This window comes from Argonema galeatum A003/A1, assembly GCF_023333595.1.
GTDB lineage: Bacteria > Cyanobacteriota > Cyanobacteriia > Cyanobacteriales > Aerosakkonemataceae > Argonema > Argonema galeatum.
The window spans coordinates 267454-289414 of record NZ_JAIQZM010000002.1; the positions used below are offsets into that span (position 1 = coordinate 267454).

20 protein-coding genes and 1 rRNA gene are annotated in these 21961 nt (G+C 44.9%); 11 read left to right on the forward strand and 10 right to left on the reverse strand.

Going from position 1 to position 21961, the window contains the following annotated elements:
• Window positions 1–20: 20 nt before the first annotated feature.
• The 5 genes from LAY41_RS04580 (at window position 21) to LAY41_RS04600 (ending at window position 4345) form a co-directional block, all read left to right on the forward strand.
• Window positions 21–965: a GDP-L-fucose synthase family protein gene (locus tag LAY41_RS04580; protein ID WP_249094630.1), complete on the forward strand. Its 945-nt coding sequence runs from the start codon at window positions 21–23 to the stop codon at window positions 963–965.
• A gap of 942 nt (window positions 966–1907) precedes the next feature.
• Window positions 1908–2165, forward strand: coding sequence for a hypothetical protein (locus LAY41_RS04585; protein WP_249094633.1), 258 nt, complete (start codon window positions 1908–1910; stop codon window positions 2163–2165).
• Window positions 2155–2595: a PIN domain-containing protein gene (locus tag LAY41_RS04590; RefSeq protein WP_249094636.1), complete on the forward strand. Its 441-nt coding sequence runs from the start codon at window positions 2155–2157 to the stop codon at window positions 2593–2595. Before LAY41_RS04585 ends, LAY41_RS04590 begins: the two co-directional genes overlap by 11 nt.
• A gap of 10 nt (window positions 2596–2605) precedes the next feature.
• Window positions 2606–3178 carry a 5-formyltetrahydrofolate cyclo-ligase gene (locus tag LAY41_RS04595; RefSeq protein ID WP_249094639.1) on the forward strand — a complete coding sequence of 191 codons (573 nt, stop codon included), beginning with the start codon at window positions 2606–2608 and terminating at the stop codon, window positions 3176–3178.
• A 276-nt stretch (window positions 3179–3454) separates the two neighbouring features.
• Complete coding sequence (locus LAY41_RS04600) at window positions 3455–4345, forward strand: carbohydrate ABC transporter permease (RefSeq protein WP_249094641.1); 891 nt, start codon at window positions 3455–3457, stop codon at window positions 4343–4345.
• A gap of 100 nt (window positions 4346–4445) precedes the next feature.
• Here the strand turns inward: LAY41_RS04600 and LAY41_RS04605 are convergent, their stop codons facing one another.
• The 3 genes from LAY41_RS04605 to LAY41_RS04615 all read right to left on the reverse strand — a co-directional run bounded on the left by LAY41_RS04605 (window position 4446) and on the right by LAY41_RS04615 (window position 8486).
• Window positions 4446–7109 carry an HD family phosphohydrolase gene (locus LAY41_RS04605; RefSeq protein ID WP_249094643.1) on the reverse strand — a complete coding sequence of 888 codons (2664 nt, stop codon included), beginning with the start codon at window positions 7107–7109 and terminating at the stop codon, window positions 4446–4448.
• Between the two features lie 277 nt (window positions 7110–7386).
• Window positions 7387–7737, reverse strand: a complete 351-nt coding sequence (locus LAY41_RS04610) for a hypothetical protein (protein WP_249094645.1) — start codon at window positions 7735–7737, stop codon at window positions 7387–7389.
• A gap of 236 nt (window positions 7738–7973) precedes the next feature.
• The gene (locus LAY41_RS04615; protein WP_249094647.1) at window positions 7974–8486 is read right to left on the reverse strand and encodes a DUF3172 domain-containing protein; all 513 of its coding nucleotides are present in this window, start codon (window positions 8484–8486) and stop codon (window positions 7974–7976) included.
• Window positions 8487–8629: 143 nt separating this feature from the next.
• On the opposite strand from LAY41_RS04615, the gene LAY41_RS04620 reads away from it, so the two are divergent.
• The 3 genes from LAY41_RS04620 to LAY41_RS04630 all read left to right on the forward strand — a co-directional run bounded on the left by LAY41_RS04620 (window position 8630) and on the right by LAY41_RS04630 (window position 11211).
• On the forward strand, window positions 8630–9577 hold the full coding sequence (locus tag LAY41_RS04620; protein ID WP_249094650.1) for a glycosyltransferase family 2 protein: 948 nt from the start codon (window positions 8630–8632) through the stop codon (window positions 9575–9577).
• Window positions 9578–9721: 144 nt separating this feature from the next.
• Window positions 9722–10189 carry a hypothetical protein gene (locus tag LAY41_RS04625; protein ID WP_249066818.1) on the forward strand — a complete coding sequence of 156 codons (468 nt, stop codon included), beginning with the start codon at window positions 9722–9724 and terminating at the stop codon, window positions 10187–10189.
• A 113-nt stretch (window positions 10190–10302) separates the two neighbouring features.
• Entirely contained in the window at window positions 10303–11211 is a 909-nt protein-coding gene (locus LAY41_RS04630) for a hypothetical protein (protein ID WP_249094652.1), read from the forward strand.
• 100 nt (window positions 11212–11311) lie between these two features.
• Here the strand turns inward: LAY41_RS04630 and LAY41_RS04635 are convergent, their stop codons facing one another.
• From LAY41_RS04635 to LAY41_RS04650, 4 genes are read right to left on the reverse strand one after another with little or no spacing between them, the layout of a single operon-like run.
• Window positions 11312–12019 (reverse strand): DUF4276 family protein, encoded by a 708-nt coding sequence (locus LAY41_RS04635; RefSeq protein ID WP_249094654.1) that lies wholly within the window; start codon window positions 12017–12019, stop codon window positions 11312–11314.
• Between the two features lies 1 nt (window position 12020).
• Window positions 12021–13205 (reverse strand): AAA family ATPase, encoded by a 1185-nt coding sequence (locus LAY41_RS04640; RefSeq protein ID WP_249094657.1) that lies wholly within the window; start codon window positions 13203–13205, stop codon window positions 12021–12023.
• 36 nt (window positions 13206–13241) lie between these two features.
• On the reverse strand, window positions 13242–14333 hold the full coding sequence (ychF, locus tag LAY41_RS04645; protein ID WP_249094660.1) for a redox-regulated ATPase YchF: 1092 nt from the start codon (window positions 14331–14333) through the stop codon (window positions 13242–13244).
• Window positions 14334–14377: 44 nt separating this feature from the next.
• Window positions 14378–14596 (reverse strand): hypothetical protein, encoded by a 219-nt coding sequence (locus LAY41_RS04650; protein WP_249094663.1) that lies wholly within the window; start codon window positions 14594–14596, stop codon window positions 14378–14380.
• A gap of 128 nt (window positions 14597–14724) precedes the next feature.
• Here LAY41_RS04650 and LAY41_RS04655 point away from each other — a divergent pair, with 128 nt between their 5' ends.
• Window positions 14725–16203 (forward strand): aminotransferase class I/II-fold pyridoxal phosphate-dependent enzyme, encoded by a 1479-nt coding sequence (locus LAY41_RS04655; RefSeq protein WP_249094665.1) that lies wholly within the window; start codon window positions 14725–14727, stop codon window positions 16201–16203.
• Between the two features lie 128 nt (window positions 16204–16331).
• Here the strand turns inward: LAY41_RS04655 and LAY41_RS04660 are convergent, their stop codons facing one another.
• Entirely contained in the window at window positions 16332–17426 is a 1095-nt protein-coding gene (locus LAY41_RS04660) for a tetratricopeptide repeat protein (protein WP_249094666.1), read from the reverse strand.
• Window positions 17427–17621: 195 nt separating this feature from the next.
• Between LAY41_RS04660 and LAY41_RS04665 the strand changes: the two genes are divergently transcribed.
• Window positions 17622–18461 (forward strand): polysaccharide deacetylase family protein, encoded by an 840-nt coding sequence (locus tag LAY41_RS04665; protein ID WP_249094668.1) that lies wholly within the window; start codon window positions 17622–17624, stop codon window positions 18459–18461.
• A gap of 244 nt (window positions 18462–18705) precedes the next feature.
• Here LAY41_RS04665 and argS read toward each other — a convergent pair whose 3' ends face one another.
• Window positions 18706–20463: an arginine--tRNA ligase gene (gene argS / locus LAY41_RS04670; protein WP_249094670.1), complete on the reverse strand. Its 1758-nt coding sequence runs from the start codon at window positions 20461–20463 to the stop codon at window positions 18706–18708.
• A 38-nt stretch (window positions 20464–20501) separates the two neighbouring features.
• Complete coding sequence (gene nadC / locus LAY41_RS04675) at window positions 20502–21419, reverse strand: carboxylating nicotinate-nucleotide diphosphorylase (RefSeq protein ID WP_249094672.1); 918 nt, start codon at window positions 21417–21419, stop codon at window positions 20502–20504.
• Between the two features lie 271 nt (window positions 21420–21690).
• Here nadC and LAY41_RS04680 point away from each other — a divergent pair.
• Window positions 21691–21961, forward strand: a 16S ribosomal RNA gene (locus LAY41_RS04680); the annotation flags it as partial.

Genomic DNA, 21961 nt, shown 5'->3' on the forward strand with positions numbered 1-21961 from the left:
CGACAGATGAGGATCGAGATATGACAGGTTTAGATTTGAAAGATAAACGAATTTTGGTCACTGGCGGGGCTGGTTTCTTAGGCCGCCAAGTCATCCGAGAATTGTGTGAAGCTGGGGCTGATGAGCAGAAGATTACTGTGGTGCGATCGCGCGAGTACGATTTGCGATCGATGGAAGCTTGTCAAAAAGTTGTCCAACAGCAAGATGTTATCGTTCACTTGGCGGCGCACGTTGGCGGTATTGGTTTAAATCGGGAAAAACCAGGTGAGTTATTCTACGACAATCTGATGATGGGCGTGCAATTAATTCACGCCGCCTATCAAGCAGGTGTGGAAAAATTTGTCTGCGTGGGTACTATCTGCGCTTATCCCAAATTTACGCCTGTTCCGTTTAAAGAGGATGATCTTTGGAATGGTTATCCAGAAGAAACGAATGCGCCTTATGGTGTTGCCAAGAAAGCTTTATTGGTGCAACTGCAATCTTATCGGCAGCAGTACGGTTTTAATGGGGTTTACTTGTTGCCCGTGAATTTGTACGGCCCAGATGATAATTTCGATCCGCGCAGTTCTCACGTGATTCCGGCGTTAATTCGCAAGGTTCACGAGGCACAACAACGGGGAGATAAACAGTTACCTGTTTGGGGAGATGGCAGTCCCAGTCGCGAGTTTCTCTATGTAGATGATGCGGCGCGGGGAATTGCGATGGCTACTGTGTCTTACGATGAGTCTGACCCGGTGAACTTGGGAACTAATTATGAGATTACGATTCGCGATTTGGTGGAACTGATTTGCGAGTTGATGGGATTTGAGGGGGAAATTGTTTGGGAAACGGATCAGCCAAACGGTCAGCCGCGTCGTTGTTTGGATACGGAACGGGCGAAGGAGAAGTTTGGGTTTACGGCGCAGATCGAGTTTAAGCAAGGGTTGAAGAATACGATCGATTGGTATCGTCAGCACGCTGAGTAATTAGGTACGTAGTTGCGCTTTAGCGCTAAAGCGCAACTATGTACCAAGATTTTTTGCGATCGCTCTTGCTATTTTTATCTCTTTGTAGTATTATGTAAGAGTGGGAAAATGTGCGCTCAGGTAGACCCCTTCACAGAATTGTAGATATGGCTAAGAAACCGGATTTCGGCTCTTTCGGAGTTGCTATGCTTTTGTTCACTTAAGAACATTTTTATTTCTTTTCTCCTCTCCCACTCTCCCCCTCTCCCCCTCTACTCAAATAGCATAGTAAGTACGGAAGAGCCAAAAACCTTCTCCCCAATCAACAAGTGAGGGTAATTGTCTCCGCTCCAGAAACCTGGTTTCTTCTGCGAAACCGAGTTTCTCTGCACCTCAGTCACCTGAACAAGGCTGTATTTGTTGGCTAGGGTGATAAAGAGGCTATTTATGAGACTTCAAATCTTTGCGCTACGCATTCAGCCCGCCGTGGAATCAATTCCACGGCTAAGAGCGAAAGTCCACTCAAGTGGACTAAATAAAGAAAGGTTTTTTTCCATTTTACTAGACTTGTAACTAACTCCAGTCGTCTAAAGACGACTTTCGCTATTAGCCTTGGACTTGAGTCCAAGGCGGGTGGAATGCGTAGTGCAAGATATCAGTCCATCCTATTTATTACATACACACAAGTCCGATCGCATTACCCCATTCTCTCCCATCTGATTCGCAAAAATATATAGATAAACCTATTGACAGGCTTAATTTTTTTATGCTATATTTATTTTGATAAGGAAGAACTATTGTTTTATATTTAATTTGAGTTATATTTCGGAATTGTTAAACTTACGGCTAGATTTTTAGTTTTATATAGGAATTTTACACTGTTTTTAAAGGGACTTCAGATAACTTTACAAAAAATTAATATAATGATGTATAATATAATGTATATAGCTAGCTAGCAAAATCATGTCTGCTAAAATCCGCAAGCAAATATACATAGAACCGCGTCAAGAAAACCTGCTAAAGGCGATCGCCCAACAAGCAAACATTAGTGAAGCGGAAATTATTCGCCAAGCGATCGATCTGCATATTGGTTCGATCGCTGTTCCTCAAACGAATCTTGCTGCTTGGGAAACCGAGAAAGAGTTTATTAACAGCATCAAAAACCAACCTTCTCTCGTTGGAGGACGAGACTGGCGACGGGAAGACCTCTATGAACGGTAAAATTTTGCTGGATACTAACATTCTCGTCTATATATATGACTCTTTAGATCGGACAAAACAGGATCGGGCAATTGAGGTTGTCGATAAACTAATTCGTACTAATCGCGCTGTAATTAGTACCCAAGTTATTGGGGAATTTTTCAGGGCAACTACCCGGGCAAAACGTCCCCTTTTGACTCCTGCTGAGGCGCTGGGACGGATGCGGAATTACTTGGCAGCTTGTCATGTGGTTGATGTGACGCAGCTAATTAGTTTAGAAGCGATTCGGGGTGTGGAAACTCATAATTTCGGATATTGGGATGCTCAAATCTGGGCTACTGCTAGACTAAACCAAATTTTAGAAGTTTATAGTGAGGATTTTAACTCAGGTGCGATCGTTGAGGGAGTAAGATTTACCAATCCTTTTACCGATGATTTTGAGTTGCCTTGATAAATAAGGTATGGATAAAGTTAATAATCAAGTAAATAAAGCCGAATTACGCCGTACTATTCTCCAAAAGCGAAAATCTTTGTCTGTAGAAGAGTCGAGGGAAAAGTGCGATCGCATCTGCACCCACCTCCAATCCTCACTTTTGTTTACCCCGGCGCAGACAATCCTGGCTTATTTTAGTTTTCGACAAGAACCAGATCTCAGTCAATTAGTTGACGATAAGCGCCGATGGGGATTTCCTCGCTGTGTTGGCAATTCTATGAACTGGCATATCTGGAAACCCGGAGAACCCCTCACCAAGGGAAATTATGGGATTTGTGAACCTCACCCGGATTTGCCAATTTTAAACGCCAATGAGGTAGATTTAATTCTGGTTCCGTCTGTTGCTTGCGATGGGCGCGGGTATCGACTTGGATATGGTGGCGGTTATTACGATCGCCTCCTGAGTTCACCTGAGTGGGCGTCAAAGCCTACAATTGGAATTGTGTTTGAATTTGCTTATCTGCCGCAGCTACCCATTCAAGAATGGGACATTCAGCTAAATGGCGTTTGTACGGAAATGGGTTTAAGGATGAGACGATGAAATTTCGATTATCCAACTCTCTGAACCCCGCGCAACGGACTATTGTCCGTTGCGCTCCAAGCAGCTACCGATGTAGTGTTGGAAAGTGATTTACTCACTAAAATACAATTACTATATTCCCATGTTTCATTACACAAAGCAAGTGCTTTAACAAACATTTACATAATTTTATTGTGAATAAATTAGCTGATTAGGTATTGATTTGGGGAGGATAAAGAAGAAGGGGAAAGAGAGATATTAGACTTGAAACATTGATAATTGAGAGATTAAAAACCGATGCCGGAGTCAAAGCAGGTGGAAAACGTTAAGGTATCAAAGCCAGAGGCTAGAACGAAAAGTGCAAATCGGTCGAAGTGGGGACAGGTTGGGACGTATGGGGTGCTGAGTGCGATCGCGCTACTGATGCTTTTCCCCCTACTCTGGCTGATTGGTACCGCCTTCAAGTCGCCAACCGAAAATATTTTCCAGTTTCCGCCCCAGCTATTACCGAGTCAGCCGACATTCCAGAACTTTGTTACAGTTTGGCAGACTAATCCATTTGGACGGTACTTATTTAACAGTACCCTGATTGCGGTGCTAACAGTTGGATTGAATGTGCTGTTTTGTTCCCTAGCAGCTTACCCACTAGCGAGACTAAACTTTCGGGGAAAAGATGCCATTTTTAGTGGGATTGTTTCCACTATTATGATTCCCTTTCAAATCGTGATGATCCCCTTATATGTTTTAACAGTACAGCTAGGTTTAAGGAATACATATTTAGGGATAATTTTTCCCAGCATAGCCTCCGCTTTTGGCATTTTCCTGCTGCGGCAAGCATTTCAAGGAGTGCCAAAAGAATTAGAGGAAGCAGCCAGAATGGATGGCTGTTCGGAACAGGGAATTTGGTGGTTTGTAATGCTTCCCGCCATTCGCCCTGCGCTGGTGACTTTAGCTATTTTTGTGTTTATCGGTTCTTGGAGTGACTTCCTTTGGCCTTTAATAGTCGTTGACAGACAGGAATATTACACCTTGCCCTTGGGAGTAGCTTTGTTAGCGGGTACATTCTCCTTAGATTGGCGCTTGATTGCGGCAGGTTCGGTTATCTCCATTGCGCCAATTCTGATTTTCTTTCTATTTATGCAGCGCTATATTGTACCAACAGATTCAGGCAGCGGTGTTAAAGGATGATATCGTCAGATTTTCTGTTGTTATCGTAGGTTAAATTTTTACCGCAGATGTCGGCAGATGAACGCAGATAAACGCAGATAAGAATAAGAACAAGAATTTTTTAGGGAACCGTTTTGGGATAAACGATGCGTTTGTGATGAAACTGTTGCCAGACTTGGACGAAGATTTCAGCAATTTGAGGCATTTCTTCGCGTCTTAGCCCTGAATCTAGGAGTTGATTATCTTGCCAGCGGGCTTTGAGGATTTTATTGACTGTTACTAACGCTTCTTCATAGCTGACTTCCTTGAGACTTCGCAAAGCTGCCTCGCAGGCATCTGCCAGCATGACAATGCCGGTTTCTCGGGATTGAGGAATGGGGCCATCGTAGCGAAAATCAGGTTCTGGAACTGGTTGCTTAGAGTCTTGTTGGGCTTTGTGATAAAAGAAAGCAATCAAAATAGTTCCCTGATGTTCTGGAATAAAAGCTTGTATTGCTTTGGGTAAGCGACAGCGACGCGCCATAACCAGTCCTTCGGTGACGTGCTTTTTAATAATGTCGGCACTTTTCCAAGGGTCATTAATTTCGTCGTGCTTATTTGGCCCGCCCATCTGATTTTCAATAAATCCTTGAGGGTCGTGCAGTTTGCCGATATCGTGATATAGGGTTCCAGTGCGGACAAGCTCAACATTGCAACCCAAAGTTTTGGCGGCGGCTTCTGCGAGGGTGGAGACAAACAGGGTGTGTTGGAAAGTTCCTGGGGCTTCTTCAGCCAAACGCTTGAGGAGGGCTCGGTTTGGGTTAGCGAGTTCTGCCAAACGGATGGGGGTTAACAGGTCGAAAAGGTGTTCGAGATAAGGACTCAACCCTAGAGCGACAACGCTCCATGCCAAGCCGGTAAGACTGTATAAGGCGGCGTCTATGAGTACGGTATACCAGATGGAACCTACGGCTGCACTGAGCATGAGATTGAGGAGCAGGTAAACGACTCCTTCAGTTAAGCCTACTGCAACACCTAAGAGGGCGAGTTCTTCGCGCGATCGCAGTCGTCCAGCAATTAAGCTGCCCAGCAGACCGCCAGCAGCACCAGCCAGGAGATGTTCCCAGGCAATTTCCATGCTGATCGGAAGTCCGAGAGTGAGCAGTCCGACAGCGGTAACGCCCAAAGCCGAACCGTAAAAGCTGCCGACTAACAAACCAATGGCGGGCAAGCTGGTATAAGGCACGCCCAAGCTCACCAGCAGCGGCGTACTGAGAGTTAGAAGCAATATTAAGATATGGTCTCGGCGGCGCAGTCCGGGGTGAAATCGCCTCTCCACGAGCCAAAAAACGCTGACCGCTCCGCTGACAAGCGCTCCGCACCCAATTAAGCCCAGCCAGTTAATGCCCCGACCGCTCAAGCCGAAACGATCGAGCAGCACAAAATCGGCTTGGCTAATGGCCTCGCCTGCAAGGACAATCACCTCGCCTTGCCGCACTTCAATTATTTCAGGTTGCACTTCTCGTGCCGCCAGTTCTGCTTGCAGCCTTGTTTGTTCGGCATCTTCCTTTAAATTCTGCTGCAACGCTGCCATTAGAATCTTGGTTGCCAGAGGTTGTGCGGCTTCTGATATCTGCATTTTGGCGTGCATATTCACCGCTGACTGCAACAAATGAGGCGGTAAGCCAGGTGGAATGCCTTGGGCGAGAATGCGCTCTGCCACTTGGCGAAGGCCAGTTTGGGTTTGTTGCCAAGCTGCATCGGACAATTGCAACGCAGAGATATATTCAGAAGTTCCCGGTGCTGAAACCGACTTGTTTGAGAAAACAGCGAGTGCCCGGTTGTAAAGCTGGCGAACAACTGAGATTTTGTCAAGTAGCGCCGCTAATTCTGGGGAGGAAGTAGAGCTATGATAGGCTTGCAGTTCGGCAACGGCTCGCTGCTGGATAGGCGAGAGGGTGGGAGTGGGTGAAGGGGTCAGAGTGAGCCCATCCCTTGATTTTGCGGTTATTTCGGGATCTAAGGCTGCTGCTATAGTCCGCCATTCCCATTCTTGGCTGCTGCGTAGGTAAAGCTGGGTGGAAAGTGATAGTACAGAGGTTTTGGTAAAAGGAAAAGGCCCTTGAAGCTTCCGAGCTTCGTTGATTTGGTCGATCGATTTTTCCAGATTTTCGTAAATCTGTTGATTAACTGCTAAATCGATCGCTAAGACGGGCACTAAACCCCGGCGGGCTGCTTTTCGTTTGGCTTCCGTAGTTTTGGTGTCTTCAACGCTAGCGTCCACAGGAGCCGTAATCGTCGAGGGGGAAATGGTGCCGACATCCAGTTTTGGCTGGTTGTAGAAACGATGGCCTAAACTACTGGTGAGGGACAGCACTGCTAGAACCAAGGCAACTGGGGGGCGATGAGATTTATGACGACGGGAATGTGCCCTGGGCGGAGGCTGGCTTCGCAGTAGTTGTATGGGAAAGGAATTGGCCGCTAACAGCGAACCAGACAATTGCTTTAGCAAAAGGCTACCTAAAAAGCGGTGGTTATTACCTGTGTTTTTTGGACAGGTTATCTGTTTGCGAGCTACTGGTTTTTGCGTCGCCAGCTCGGAAGCGCTAACGCTAAGAGCAACGCTACGAGAAAGCGATACGCCGGAGGGACGCTGACGCGAAGGCCAAGTTTGAACAAATGCTTTCGTGGAAACTTTAGCGAATTTGTGATGTCCTGGGGACTGCTTTCGCCAACGCAGATATTGGTGGAACGCAACTCGCCGCCATTGCTTGAGCTGCTGTGTCAACGAAGTCAGCGTTTTCATGTAGGAGCGGCTGTGACACCCTGAATTTGGTAGCTCAATACTTAAAAGGGTGACCTTATCCGTTATTATATAAGTCCGGTGGCTAAACTAGGCTCTACCACTAGGGGGATCGCAGGTGGAACGAGTTTTGTTTAGGGCTGGGGATCGCATATCCCAAAGGTAAATCTACTTTATGCAGCCCGATCGGTCACAGACCTTGCCAGCAAAAATAGATTTACCGATCTATTAGTGCCCAATTTACAAAGAGAGTGCGATCGCGTCAAGTAATAAGTTTGGTTTAGAGATACTCTCCCAAAAAATCAAAACTATCGTTTTCCCAGCCGGAATCGGGCCATAACAGGAGCAGATAGCTGGTAATATTTGTTTCGATTTCATCGCTATCTTCCCGGTCAAATAGTGCTGTCAGAGCTTTTATGTCTCCTTCTCTCAGAGGCGTAAAAGGTGAGGCGTAACCATCTAGGATTGCAAATGATTCTGTGCCGATCGTAGTGTCAGCTTCCTCATTTATTTGGTTGACCCGTTGCCAACGGGATGCTCTGGCAGGTTTAGAGCTTGTTACTTCGTTGCTAAAACGAATTAGTTCTGCCAGATTTGAGGCACCCTCTTCACTGGATGTGTTGATAAACATATTGTCTTAAAAGGACTCAATCCCATCAATGGGGATGAGCCTCTCGCCCTAAAACTTCGTTTTTCTGTGAAACTAAGTGAAGTCTGGGCACCCTGATGCTATTGACTGAGGGCGAAGTTTTATGTTGGTCGCTGGCTCATCTGTTTGCTTTTACTTAAAGTTTCCCCAATATACATTCTCCAGGCGAGGAATGCAGAAATTTAAAGCAATTTTTCAGATTTGCTGACTGCGTAAGCTCAGAACTTACCTGTTTCTGCTGGGGGAGCGCCGGTTCCCGGTTGATTGAAGAAGCGATTTTTATCGGCGTCGGTTTGATAGAGGCAGTCAATTTGGGGGGAATTCTCCAGAGTGTTAGTGTAGCCAAAGGTGTTCATCCGGTTTTTACACTCTCGCACCTGCTCTGATGTCACCAGTTTTCTACTCTCCAGAATTGCCCAGTTATTGCTTCGCAGGACGCATCCGGGTTGCATACGCGGCTGGGTTACGTAGACGGTGAAGGGGTTTAATGTTACAAAGATGCGGGTGTCGGAGACGATCGCGCTGGCTCCATACTGAGCGCAAATATCGGGGTTCGGCGCACTGCGATCGATCACTTCGCGGGATGCCACATTTTCGATGCTAGAATTGGCTGTGGTGCTAAAGCCAATGCCGACCCCGATTCCCAAAATAAATACGCCTGCAAGAATTGCCAGGGTGGTGGAATTAAAGGCGGAGGATTTAGAGGCGTCGGCTGTAGATTTACGTTTCATGGTTGCTTGTGCAGTTTACCAGATTTTACGGAGAGTTAGGTTGCAAGTTCTCTTCCAGTATGCCGTTAATTTTCGGGAAATATCCCCAATTTAAGAAAAAAGGCCGACATGACAGTTTCACCATAGACAATTCAGAGCCATAAATGTCTAGTTATCCGCTTGTTAGCATTTGTATCCCTGTATATAACGGCGCTGAATTTATTGAATCGCTTTTAAACACCATCCGTCAAACTACTTATCCTTATATAGAAATTATTATCTCTGATGATAATTCTCAAGATGAAAGCCTGAATTTGCTTCGTGCATCTCACTTAGCTAACTCCCATATTTTCACTCATTCCAGATACGGTTTAGTACCTAACTGGAACTATTGCATTTCCCAAGCGAAAGGCAAATATATTAAGTTCTTATTCCAAGACGATACTCTCGAACCAGACTGTATTACCAAGATGGTAAAAATGGCTGAACAAGACGAAAAAATAGGTCTTGTTTTTAGCTGCCGCAACTTAATTTACGAACAGCCAATAGACATAGAATTTGTCACCGGAATGAAAGATTTACACAAACATTGGTCTAAGATTCAGTTTGTCCAATCTGGTATTACTCTTTTACAAGATCGTAATTTTTTTAAACCTCCCTACAACAAAATTGGCGAACCTACAAATGTCTTGATTTGTCGGGAAGTTTTTGAGCGGGTTGGCTTATTCGACCCGGCTTTTAAGCAACTCGCTGACTTAGAGATGTGGCTGCGGATTATGACATATTATAAGATAGGATTTATTGACGAAAGACTAGCTTCATTTCGCATTCATCCCAATCAAGCAACCAGCCACAATCTTGGCGAAAATAAAATTGAAACTTTGTTTGAGATTTATAAAGTATGGCTAAAAATTATTCGTAACAAAACTTATCAATCACTTCCCGGCGATTTACGCAAAAAAATGAGAGTGGAGCTAGTAAAAATTCTTTTAATTAAAGGTGTCAAAAGTGTAATATTATTAAGGTGGGATCAAGGTCGAAAAGTCAGGGCTCTGCTAAAAGAAGCTCTCGGCTCGACACCAGAGCCATCTGGGAATGAATTTCCAAGTTAGGTAGGGCAAAGCATTTGGACAAAAAACACGGGTTAGAGCCATAAATTTTCGCCCCAATGCTAATGCCTCCGGCACAAGTAAAGAGAACGCCCCACTAAGAAAGTTTGGCGTCAACAGAACTAACTTCAATTGAGGAACAATTTTATGACTGACCCTTCCAACATTCGTAAGCTACTATCTGACCCTAATCTAGGACTGTTACCGCATATAGACAAATCTCTCAAGGAGATGCAAATCGACTTTGGGCATCAGCAAGATAATTTCAAATGGGAGCCTTATGATTTAGAGTTGGGGGAGTGCCAAACTCACATGACACCTAATGATATAAAGCCAATAATAACGCAGTGGGTTTCTATTAGGTTCCCTGTACTTGGACAAATCAAAGATAAGTTTGAAATCTTGATGTTAGCGGCAGAATTTCAGAATTCGCTTGATGGTGCAATTATTGATTGGAGTACAAGGGAGCGGAGTCAGTATGATAATAAACCATTGAGGCGACCTGTTAGCACGATTACAGGTAAATTGGATTATGAGTTATTGAAGGAACCAGCTAACTCTTGCCGCGTTACGATTTATCGAGATTTTGAGTTAACATACGCGGCGACATTTTAATTTTTCCAGGAGCGATTAAGGGGGGGAAGCGGAAACCCCCCCTTAAAAAGGGGGGCTGAGGGGATCTCTACGTAAGCCCTGCATTACTGAGAAATTTGCTGGTTTAATTCAAGATGGGTAGATTTCTAAAGTTACTGCTAACTATAGCTATCTTGGTTTCATTCTTGCTTGTATCCCAGCAAGTGTTGGCACAACAGTGGCGTCCCGTCCGAGGCGGCATCCTTTTCGGTATTAGCGGTATGGCTATGATTCAGCAGCAAAAAAATTCTCTGGATTTGCTGATTGTCCATGACAATAAAGAAAAAGACCAGGGGCGTTTAGCGATCGTTACTATCAAGGGTAAAAAGAAACCTCAATATTTTCCCTTGGAATGGCCTAACAACACAGATTTACCAAGGGATTTGGAGGGGATAACATCTGTTCCAGGAAGTTTTAACCCTTTTTTCATGGCTCTAAGCAGTTCGGGGAAAATATATCATATTAAGCTGGATAATTCCAACAAAAATATTTCGGTTCTCAAAGTATTCAATTTACCTATTATTCCTGATAAAAGGAATTTTGAAGCATTTGCTTTACAGGAAATAGATGCAAAATTATTAGCTGTTTGGGCGCATCGGGGTGAAGGTGAAGAGGCGGCAATAATTTATTGGGGGATTCTAAATCCAGCTACATATCAAATTACAAAAACAGGTTCTGTTAATCTGAAAGTGCCGTGGCCTACTAGCAATGTTCGCCACATTTCCGATCTTAAGATAGATCGGGCGGGAATTCTTTTTATTACGTCAGCAACCGATCCTGGGAACGATGGGCCATTCGAGTCGGCTGTATACGTGGCAGGTGCGTTTGAGGTTAGTGGAAATGGAATTGGATTCCGGCAAAATCCCGAACTTGTTCTTCTATACCGTTATGATTACCACAAGATTGAAGCGATCGAACTCGTACCGGGTGCAGGGGGTGGCGTAATATTGGGTACAGATGATGAAAATATGGGTTCGTCTGTATACATTGGTGGAAGTGGCTGATGCCTTGCTTTGCAGGAATAGGTGTAGTTAACGCGATCGCATTTTCCCTCGCCGCTACTTACCCATTTACTCACAAACAAGAGTAGATATCTCAGTTGTGTCACTCTACCGCAGCCAATTTCTTTAAACACTGGGCAAATTCTTCTAAAGACTCGTTTCTCTTAATTGTTTGACTACTAATTTCCATATACTCTGCAACTTCCGAAGATTTATCCTCACTATATTGACGCTCTTGCAGATTCTGAAGTTTATTTTTAAGATTCGGATTTATTTTTATTAAAACTTCTCGCGAAAGTTTTTCGAGATATTCTTTTGCATTTTTGCCTCCAAGCTCAGCTTCTTCTATCAAATTTGTCTGCCCAGGTTGTCTGCGATTTGCGAACTTTATCCAATCCTGGATATTCCTAGTTTCTGGACTCTTTGTAAAGTAGCAGCAGATACCAAGACAGTCTACTAAAAGCCAAGCTTCTAATTCTTGAAGCATAAGAATTAATATAGCTTTTCCTACAGATGCACTAACTACTGCTTGAATTCTGTTGACTAAAGAATTTCTTTCGCTACGTCGTTGAGCTTGGGATTTTGCACTGTCTGCATCTATAAGAAATATGACTATATCGTTACGCCTAAGATATATATCAACTGCTTTTTTTAATCCATCTGGTTTCCGCGCGGCATCATTGAATGCTTGTTTAGTTGCATATTCAATTGTTAGATCGCATCCATAGTATTCAACTATTTTTTGAGCTATACAGCAAACCGAATCTCTATCATTGTCAGATTCCGGAGTCCAGATACGCACACTGGGCATACTAACTACCCACCATTTCTTCTAATAAGTGACTATGATAAATGGCACTACCTAATCCGAAATCATTCATCCAATCTAAGAGATCGTCACGATTTTCAGCCAGCTTATCCAGTAAACAAGCTTTGGTTCCATACTCATCTTTCTTACTCAAAAGAATTACTGAGATTTCAGATGATATTTCTTCCGGATCGAAGCAATCAAGTAACTGAGAACTATGAGTTGTAAAAACTACTTGAGTCCTTTTAGATAGTCTTTTCATTATAGAAGCAACATCTTTTAGAATACCTGGATGAAGATTTCTTTCTGGTTCCTCAATACCAATCAGCGGGGGTATATCGGACTGATAAAGCAGTATAAAATAAGCTATCAATCGGAGAGTACCATCTGACATACTGGACAATGGCATTTGTTTACCATCTGGTTCTAAAACTTTTACAATTTGCTCTCCCTCTTCAACTAGACTTAAGCTGATATTGAGACAATCTTTGAGTTCTTGACTAATCCCCTCAAAGGTATCTCTTTCATTTTGAGCCCAGTAGTTCAAAACTTCCTGAACTTCACCAGCTTGAGCGTCAAGGCTTGGTATACTCTCACTGGGGTTACTTCGTTGAGCGATACCTTTAATCATGCCCATCAAAGAAGGGTATTGTCTTATTATATCTGGATCTATATCATAAAACTTCCACTCTCTAATGTAGCTAGCTAGTTTTTTTGTAAAAGGTTTATTTCCGAAGTTTCCCGCCGATCTTAATGCTAAACCTTCTATACTTTCCGGGGCTGACTGATATTTTTGAGTGTTTTTACCATCTTCATCACTTACTTCTCCTTTGCCATTTATAATATTAATTACCTCCTTTCCATTTACTTTCAGATTTTCATGAGCTAGCAGAGTTTTTCGTCCGTTAGATGCAAGAGATAAACTATATTCTGCTTGCTTATCATCATCCTCTACAGTAATGCTATAACAGATATTGTCATTACCGTATCTTAACGCTCTCTGCATTCCTTCAACTGCGGGAAGAGATTCTCTAACAAGAAGACTGCTTAGAAACCTTAGCGCCTCTAAAGAGTTTGACTTACCGCTTGAATTTGAACCGACAAGAATTGTTAAGTTTCTAAAGTTTAAGTCAACATCACCCAAACTCTTGAAATTTTTGATTTTTGCCGATCTAAGTTTCAGATTCATAAGTCCACAACCTGTTATGCTATATGAGTGAAATACCTACACATTAAACCGGAACAACAGCACATCGCCTTCCTGCACAATATACTCCTTACCTTCACTGCGAACTAAGCCTTTCTCCTTCGCAGCAGTCATCGAGCCAGTTGCTACCAAATCTTTATAAGCAACTGTTTCAGCGCGAATAAAACCGCGCTCAAAATCCGTGTGAATCACACCAGCAGCTTGCGGTGCCAACATTCCAGCGTTAATCGTCCAAGCGCGAGTTTCCTTCGGCCCAGCGGTAAAATAAGTACGCAATCCCAATAGTTCGTAAGTGGCACGAATTAAAGATTTCAAACCGCCTTCTTCTACGCCCAGAGATGCCAAAAATTCTCCCCTTTCTGACTCTGGTAACTCGACTAATTCTGATTCTACTTGGGCAGAAACAATTACGACTTGAGCTTTTTCTTGAACCGCTATTTGCTGCACCTGTTCTACATATTTATTTCCAGTTGCCAAATCATCTTCAGACACATTGGCAGCATAAATTATCGGCTTAGAAGTGAGCAAACCTAAACCCTTAATTGATTCAATTTCTTCTTCAGTTAAACTAACTTGCCGCCCTGGTTTGCCTTCATTTAATACAGCACTTATTTTTTCCAAAGCTGACAATTCAATTTGGGCTTCCTTGCTAGTACGAGCCATTTTACGGGTGCGATCGATCTTACGCTCGATTTGCGCCAAATCGGATAAAATTAACTCTAGATTGATGATTTCAATATCTCTAGCTGGGTCAACAGAACCGGCAACGTGGATAATGTCATCATTCTCAAAACAGCGCACTACATGAACTATGGCATCTACTTCTCGAATATGGGATAAAAATTGATTGCCCAGTCCTTCCCCCTGGCTAGCACCTTTCACCAACCCGGCAATATCTACAAACTCGACGCGAGTTGGAACAATTTGGTCGGAATTGGAAATTTTAGCCAGAACATTTAACCGTTCATCTGGCACTGCAACGACGCCGACGTTGGGTTCGATCGTGCAAAAGGGAAAGTTGGCGGCTTGCGCTTTGGCATTAGCAACCAAGGCGTTAAATAGGGTGGATTTACCAACGTTAGGAAGTCCAACAATTCCGGCTCTTAGCATTTTAGTTCTGGGGTAAAAACTGGGTAAATTTGATTTTAGACTGTTTAGGGAACGGTTTGAGGAATTGGCCCTGGAACCGTCTGGGGAATGGGTGCAGGCACAGGTTCTGGCACAGGTCCTGGAATTGGCTGAGGCACTGGCCCAGGGACGGGTTCTGGCACTGGCGGTTCGGGAATGGGATTGGGTATGGGTTCCGGTATGGGACTGGGAATCTGGGGTTCGGGGAAAGGAAGGGGACTGGGATTAATCATGAGAATCTTCATAAAATCGTTCGACTCTATCAAATTAGGTAAAAACCGATCGAATGACATCCTCCTGAATAGCTACGCCCTACAATATGCCTTTTGAATAGTGTATCCAGATTTGCTACTGTAGCAGTAAGATTAGTTTCATGTCATTTGTCTCAGATTCTCAAGCAAAAACGCCCTTGCTGGACGCTCTCCAGGAATATGTTAACAATTCCCATGCGGCGTTTTACACGCCGGGACACAAGCAGGGACAAGGAGTTTCTCAGCCCCTGGGAGAATTACTGGGTTATGAGGTGTTTCGATCGGACTTAACTGAGTTGCCGGGTTTGGATAATCTGTCTGCGCCAGAAAATACGCTCCGGTCGGCGCACGAATTGGCAGCAGCGGCCTTTGGAGCCGAATTTACTTGGTTTTTGGTGAATGGTTCGACTGCGGGGGTACTGGCGGCGATTTTGGCGACTTGCCGGACGGGGGAGAAAATTATTTTGCCTCGAAATGTACATCAGTCTGCGATCGCAGGTTTAATCCTTTCCGGTGCTATACCGATTTTCGTTAATCCAGAATACGACCCCCTGAAGGATATTGCCCACTGTATCACGCCAAAAGCTGTGGCGGCTGCACTACAGCAGCATCCAGACGCTAAGGCAGTGATGATGGTTTACCCAACTTATTATGGCGTTTGTGGAGATGTGGAAGCGATCGCAGACCTAGCTCATCAACACAACATCCCTTTGCTGGTAGACGAAGCCCACGGCCCCCATTTTACCTTTCATCCCGACTTGCCGCCTTCAGCCTTATCAGCTGGCGCTGATTTGACGGTGCAATCTATCCACAAAGTTCTCAGCGCTTTAACTCAGGCATCCATGTTGCACGTTAGGGGTAACAGGGTCGATCGCGATCGCGTCAGCAAAGCCTTACAATTAGTGCAGTCCACCAGTCCCAGTTATTTATTATTAGCTTCTCTGGATGCGGCGCGTCAGCAGATGGTATTGCATGGCGAACAGCTGATGAGGAGGACGTTGCAGTTAGCGGATCAAGCGAGAACCAGAATCAACGAAATTCCGGGATTATCTGTTTTAGAAACCGCATATACACCAGGTTTTGTGGCGATCGATCGAACGCGCTTGACTGTGACTGTTTCCCGCTTAGGTTTGACCGGATTTGAAGTGGATGAAATTCTATATCAACACAGTGTAATAGCTGAGTTCCCATCAATGGAACATCTGACTTTTATTATCAGTCTGGGGAATAAAGAAGAAGATATTGTGAAATTAGTGCAAAGTTTCGCCACATTAGCCAAAAAATATCAAACAGCGAGTTATCCTGTTAAGAAGACGAGAGGTCTGGATTTGGTTGAGATGCCCGATCGTTACAAGATGCCCCTGATTTCACCCCGCGAAGCTTTCTTTGCTTCGACGGAAACATTACCCTTTGAACAGATAAGCCAACGCATTAGTGCTGAACTGGTTTGTCCTTATCCACCAGGGATTCCCATTTTGATGCCCGGTGAAGTGATTACCCCAACCGCCCTGGAATATTTATCAACCATTAAAGCAATGGGCGGAACGATTAGCGGTTGTACAGATTCAACCTTGCAAACCTTAAAAGTTGTGAAAGATTGATTCTTGTGAGTTGTTAAAAGTCATTTGTTTTTATGAAATGACCGATGAGTAGGTTGCAGCACGACACGGATATACACGGATGCACTGATATACCACTTGACAGATGACCAATGACCAATGACTAAGGACTAATTACTAACGTTGGATGGAATTGCGGAACGCAGTTCTTGATATTTAAAAGCTTTAGCGTAGTCCCCTAAAGCATAGCAAGCAACTTTCAGGCTTCCTAGGGCCTGCTGTTCAACGCGATCGTCTGGGAGTTGCCGTGCTATGACCAAGCGCTGTTCGTAGCACTCGATCGCCAGATCGAAGTTGCCTAAAGCTTCATAAGCAACTCCTAAGCTTCCTAACGCTTGTTCTTCTACTCGAAGGTCTTGAGTATCTTTTGCCAGAGTCAAGCGCTGCTGATAATATTCGATCGCTTGGGTATAATTACCCAGAGCGTAGCAAGCACTGCCCAGATTTCTCAGCACCTGTCCTTCCCCCCGCAAGTCTTGGATATTCCGCGCCAAAGCCAAGCGCTGCTGGTAGTATTCAATTGCTGTGGGGTAATCCCCCAGGGAATAAAAAGCATTTCCCAAATTTCTCAGCAGCTGACCTTCTCCCTTGCGGTCTTTGATTTTCCGCATCAGCGTCAAGCTTTGCTGCTGGTAGTCAATTGCCTTCGTGTAATCTCCCAAAGCCTTGTAAGCAAGTCCCAGGTTGTTGAGTGCTGCCACCTCTCCTCGGCAGTCTTGAATTTCCTTAGCAATTATTAAGCTTTGCTGCTGGTACTCGATCGCTTTGAGGTGGTCTTCCAAGTGACGGTAAGCATTTCCCAGATTCCCCAGGGCCAGTCCTTCCGCACGACGGTCTTGGGTATCTTTTGCGATCTCCAACAATTGCTGGTAGTAATTAATCGCTTTAACATACTCACCCAGAGCATAGCAAGCATTTCCCAGATTCCCCAGCACCTTCCCCTCTGCCTGACGGCATTGGATGTCCCGGTAGATCGAGAGTGCCTGCTGGAAAAACTGTAATGCCGCTTTAAATTGGCTAGCCTGATGCTGTTCGATTCCTTGGTCTACCAGTCGGTTTGCCTGGGCGAGTTTGGCATTGTTTTCCGTTTCCTCCCGCAGTTTGCCTATCTCGTCTCCCTCTAGCGAGAAGGCAATTGTTGTACGCTCATTTTCAGGAATACCTTTTATAGGCTTGTGGTCTGGTTGACGACCCTGGCTGTCCATATATGCTACCTCTCAAAAACGCCCTTCCTGGCAGTATCCCCATCTTTAGGCTGGGAAGGCATGACCTGGATCACTGAAGAAATGTTAATTTGATACGTTTCCACGAATAAAATTAACTCTTTGTTGTATTATTCCCAGATCTGGGCGTGGATCTCTCAATAATAGTAGAGATGTTTTTTTTATAAAAATCGTAATATGACAGCAAGATATGCCTTTTTTTGGTATCCCAAATTCTTTGCAACGCTGGTTACGCTTGTAGGCTTGTTAGGCAGCTACATGGTGCTGCCCGGACGCCTAGCTGACCCCAGGCTACCAAAAGGGAGTAATGGGGAGAGTGTACAGAAGGCAGAGGCAGCTATAAATCTGGTCTTTTCCGTACCAGCACAGTTTCAAGGCAAAACCGTTCGCGAAGTAAACTTAAGCAGACCGTCCAAGGTAATTGCGCTGACATTTGATGACGGCCCTTGGCCCAAAACCACTTTACAGGTGCTGGACATCCTCAAGCAAAACGACATAAAGGCAACGTTTTTCTGGATCGGACGCAACCTGAAAAACTATCCAGACATTGGACGAGAAGTGGTGCAAGACGGTCACGTTATTGGCAACCACACCTGGCACCACTGGTACTTTCGGATGAATCCGGCGATGGCTGCTGCGGAAATTGAAAATACAGCCGCTCTGATTTACAAGACAACTGGTGTCAAGACATCGCTTTTCCGTCCGCCTGGTGGCGTTCTGAACAATGGGGTAGCTGGTTATGCCCGCGCTCAAAAGTATGCTGTTGTGATGTGGTCAGTCGATCCCGGAGAAAACCATCCCAGCCGCTCTGCATCCATGTTGGTCAATAATGTGCTGAGTAATGCGCGACCTGGGAAAATTGTACTCTTGCACGATATCCACCCAAGAACGGTGCAGGCTTTACCGCAAATCATTGCCGGACTCAAAAAGCAGGGATATCAGTTTGTGACGGTGCCGGAATTATTGGCTATGCAGAAGCCGGTACAGAAGCCGAAGACTGGGCCAAAAAAGGGCTAGGGCCTTCGTCGGAAGTCACTCATTCACTCATTCACTCATTCAAAAATCCTCTGAGTGTCAGGCATTTAACTACTTCTTTTGTAGGTACGTTGTTGCACTAAAGCGCTTTAGCGCAACAACGTACCCATTACCTGTTAGCAGCCTTAATGATATAACTCGCAACTTACGTTAGTTACTAAGTGGCAAGGGGGGCTAGTAGGTATTAGCTAGTGGATTTTTTTCCCCCTCACCTACTACTTATCGATTACATTCGCTCTAGAACTTGAATACCCAGTAAAGATAAACCAAGTTTTAAAGTTTTGGCAGTTAAATCGCAGAGAATCAATCGAGATGCTCTCACAGGTTCTTCTGCCCATAGTACAGGGCATTGCTCAAAAAACTGGTTGTACTTCTTGCTGAGTTCGTACAAATACTCACAAAGGCGATTGGGTAGCAAATCTTCCTCAACGTAGCCGAGAAGCTCGCTTAGCTGTAATAAGTGCTTTGCCAGAATCAATTCTGCTTCTTCCTGTAACAGAATTTTAGCATCTGTTCCCAGTTGTTCAAAATCAATATCACCTTTGCGGCTAATACCCTGAATCCGAACATAGGCATAAAGTAGGTAAGTTGCTGTATTGCCCTCGCGGGCTACCATCTTCTTGGAATTAAAAATATAGCTGCTGTTACGGTTTTGGCTTAAATCGGCATACTTAACAGCACTAATGCCAAGTATCTCAGCAACGTTGGCCTTAAATTTCTCAGTTTCCTCGCGCTTTTCTTCCTTTAGTCTATCTTCAAGATCTTCACGGGCAGCAGCGATCGCTTCATCAAGCAAATCTCTTAACCGCACAGTTTCCCCAGAGCGGGTTTTCAGCTTTTTGCCATCTACCCCCTGCACCAAACCAAAGGGAACGTGAACCAATTCAACGTTATCTGGAATCCAGCCAGCGCGTCTGGCTACCTGAAAAAACTGAGCGAAGTGATTTGTCTGTCCGGTATCGGTAACGTAGATAATACGCGCAGCCCCATCTTGCTGAATCCGATACCGCAAAGCTGCCAAATCTGTTGTGGCGTAGTTGTAACCGCCATCAGATTTTTGCACTATTAAAGGTAAAGGATCGCCCGCTTTGTTAGTAAATCCTTCTAGAAAAACGCACTTAGCCCCAGCATCTTCTACTAATAAACCTTGCTTGTCTAAATTTTCCACTACTGCTGGCAATAAGGGGTTATAAAAAGATTCCCCTCTTTCTATAAGTTGCACATCCAGCATATCGTAGATCGCCTGAAATTCTCGCCGCGATTGTTCGCACAGCAGCTGCCATGCACGACGAGAATCTTCGGCACCAGCTTGCAATTTTACCACTTCTTGACGGGCAGTTTCCTGGAACCGCTCATCTTCATCAAACCGCTGTTTAGCTTTGCGGTAAAAACTAACTAAATCGCCCAAATCTACAGCATTAGCAGTAGTTAAAGCTTCTGGGCAAACTTCTCTCAAGTAGGCAATTAACATTCCAAACTGAGTTCCCCAGTCGCCCACATGGTTTAATCGCAGAACATCGTGACCCTCGAATTCTAAAATTCTGGCAATACAATCTCCGATGATAGTCGATCGCAAATGCCCGACGTGCATTTCTTTGGCAATATTAGGGCTGGAAAAATCGACAACCACCCGTTGAGGACTTTTCGTCGGTGCGATTCCCAAGCGAGGATCTGCTTGGATAGCATTCAGTTGCGCTTCCAGGTATGACGGTTTCAGGGTGAAATTGATAAAACCAGGCCCCGCTACGACTGGCGGTTCGCAGATGTCGGTAATCTCAAAATACTGAACGATTTTTTCTGCGATCGCACGCGGCGGATGGCCCAATTGCTTAGATAGGGAGAGTGCGCTGTTGGATTGATAATCGCCAAATTTAGGATTGCTAGCAGACACCAGCATTAGGTCTACTCCAGCACAGTCAGGGCCAAAGGCGGCAATTAAAGCCTGCTCAAATTTAGTTTTGAGTTTTTTAAGGGTAGGATTCATTGACTTTCTGCCGGGAGATCGGGCTAAGTGCTTCTTTCCTATATCGTACTAACATCTATGTTCATACTCAAATCCAGCCAAGGTGACCGAGTAATCGGCGAGCTGCTGGAAATGTAGTCTACCCCAGTGTCCGCAACGGCGCGGATAGTTTCCAGAGTGATGTTCCCAGATGCCTCAATTTTGATGCGGTCATTTTCCTGACGAATCATCTTTACTGCTTGGCGCATCATGTCGAGGGCCATATTATCCAGCATGATGATGTCAGCACCGTGCTTTAGAGCTTCTTGCACTTGGTCTAGCGTTTCTGTCTCCACCTCTATCGTGAGGGGATAAGGTATTTGGGAACGAATGCGTGCGATCGCCTTACCTATCCCACCAGCCGCCTCAATATGGTTATCTTTGATCATTACGGCATCATCTAGCCCCATGCGATGATTGACAGCCCCTCCCAATAGAGTTGCGTACTTTTCCAACAGCCTCAATCCCGGCGTTGTTTTGCGGGTATCTGTCAGTCGGGTAGGCAAATCGCCAATTTGCTCTACATACTTATTAGTGAGCGTAGCAATCCCACTGAGGCGCATAGCGATGTTTAGGGCAACCCGTTCGCCCGTTAGCAGCGCCTCGTAAGGGCCGTGAATTCGAGCAATTACCTGTCCCTTCTGGCATGGGTGTCCCTCAGCGACAATCGGGACAAAGCTTACCCGCTGGTTCAAAAGCTGGAAAACTCGTGCAGCAATAGGTAAACCAGCCACTATGCCTGATTGCTTAGCAATCCAATCAGCCCGTCCTACTCCGACTTCTCCGGCGAGTAGGCTTTGCGTCGTGCGATCGCCCCGACCAATATCCTCCACCAACCAACTCTGGAGCAGATTATCCAGAACTATCCAGGACGGTAAAACAGCGACGGCACTTTCCACTGAAATTTTTTCCTCAATTTTTTCGCTTCGCAGAGCCAATTTACCTCAAATCGCTCTACACAAGCGCACTTCAGCCCTTTCAAACTTTTTTGTATTTTCCCCTTGACAGGAGATTGTAGAGTTGTTATATTGATTAAGCGGTCGGAAAAGCACAGCGCAAGCGAAGCGAAACGAGCGCGCCGAACCTAGAAAAAATAATAGTTTGAAAGCCAGAATAGCACTAATTCCTCGGATAGGAAAGTAGTAAGAAAGAAAAGTTACCGAAGCCATCTAGTAGATGACTTGGGGAGCCGAAACAAACTCAATCAATAAAATGGAGAGTTTGATCCTGGCTCAGGATGAACGCTGGCGGTATGCTTAACACATGCAAGTCGAACGCAAGTAGAAATACTTGAGTGGCGGACGGGTGAGTAACGCGTGAGAATCTAGCTTCAGGTCGGGGACAACAGAGGGAAACCGCTGCTAATACCGGATATGCCGAAAGGTGAAAGATTAATTGCCTGGAAATGAGCTCGCGTCTGATTAGCTAGTTGGAGAGGTAAAAGCTCACCAAGGCGACGATCAGTAGCTGGTCTGAGAGG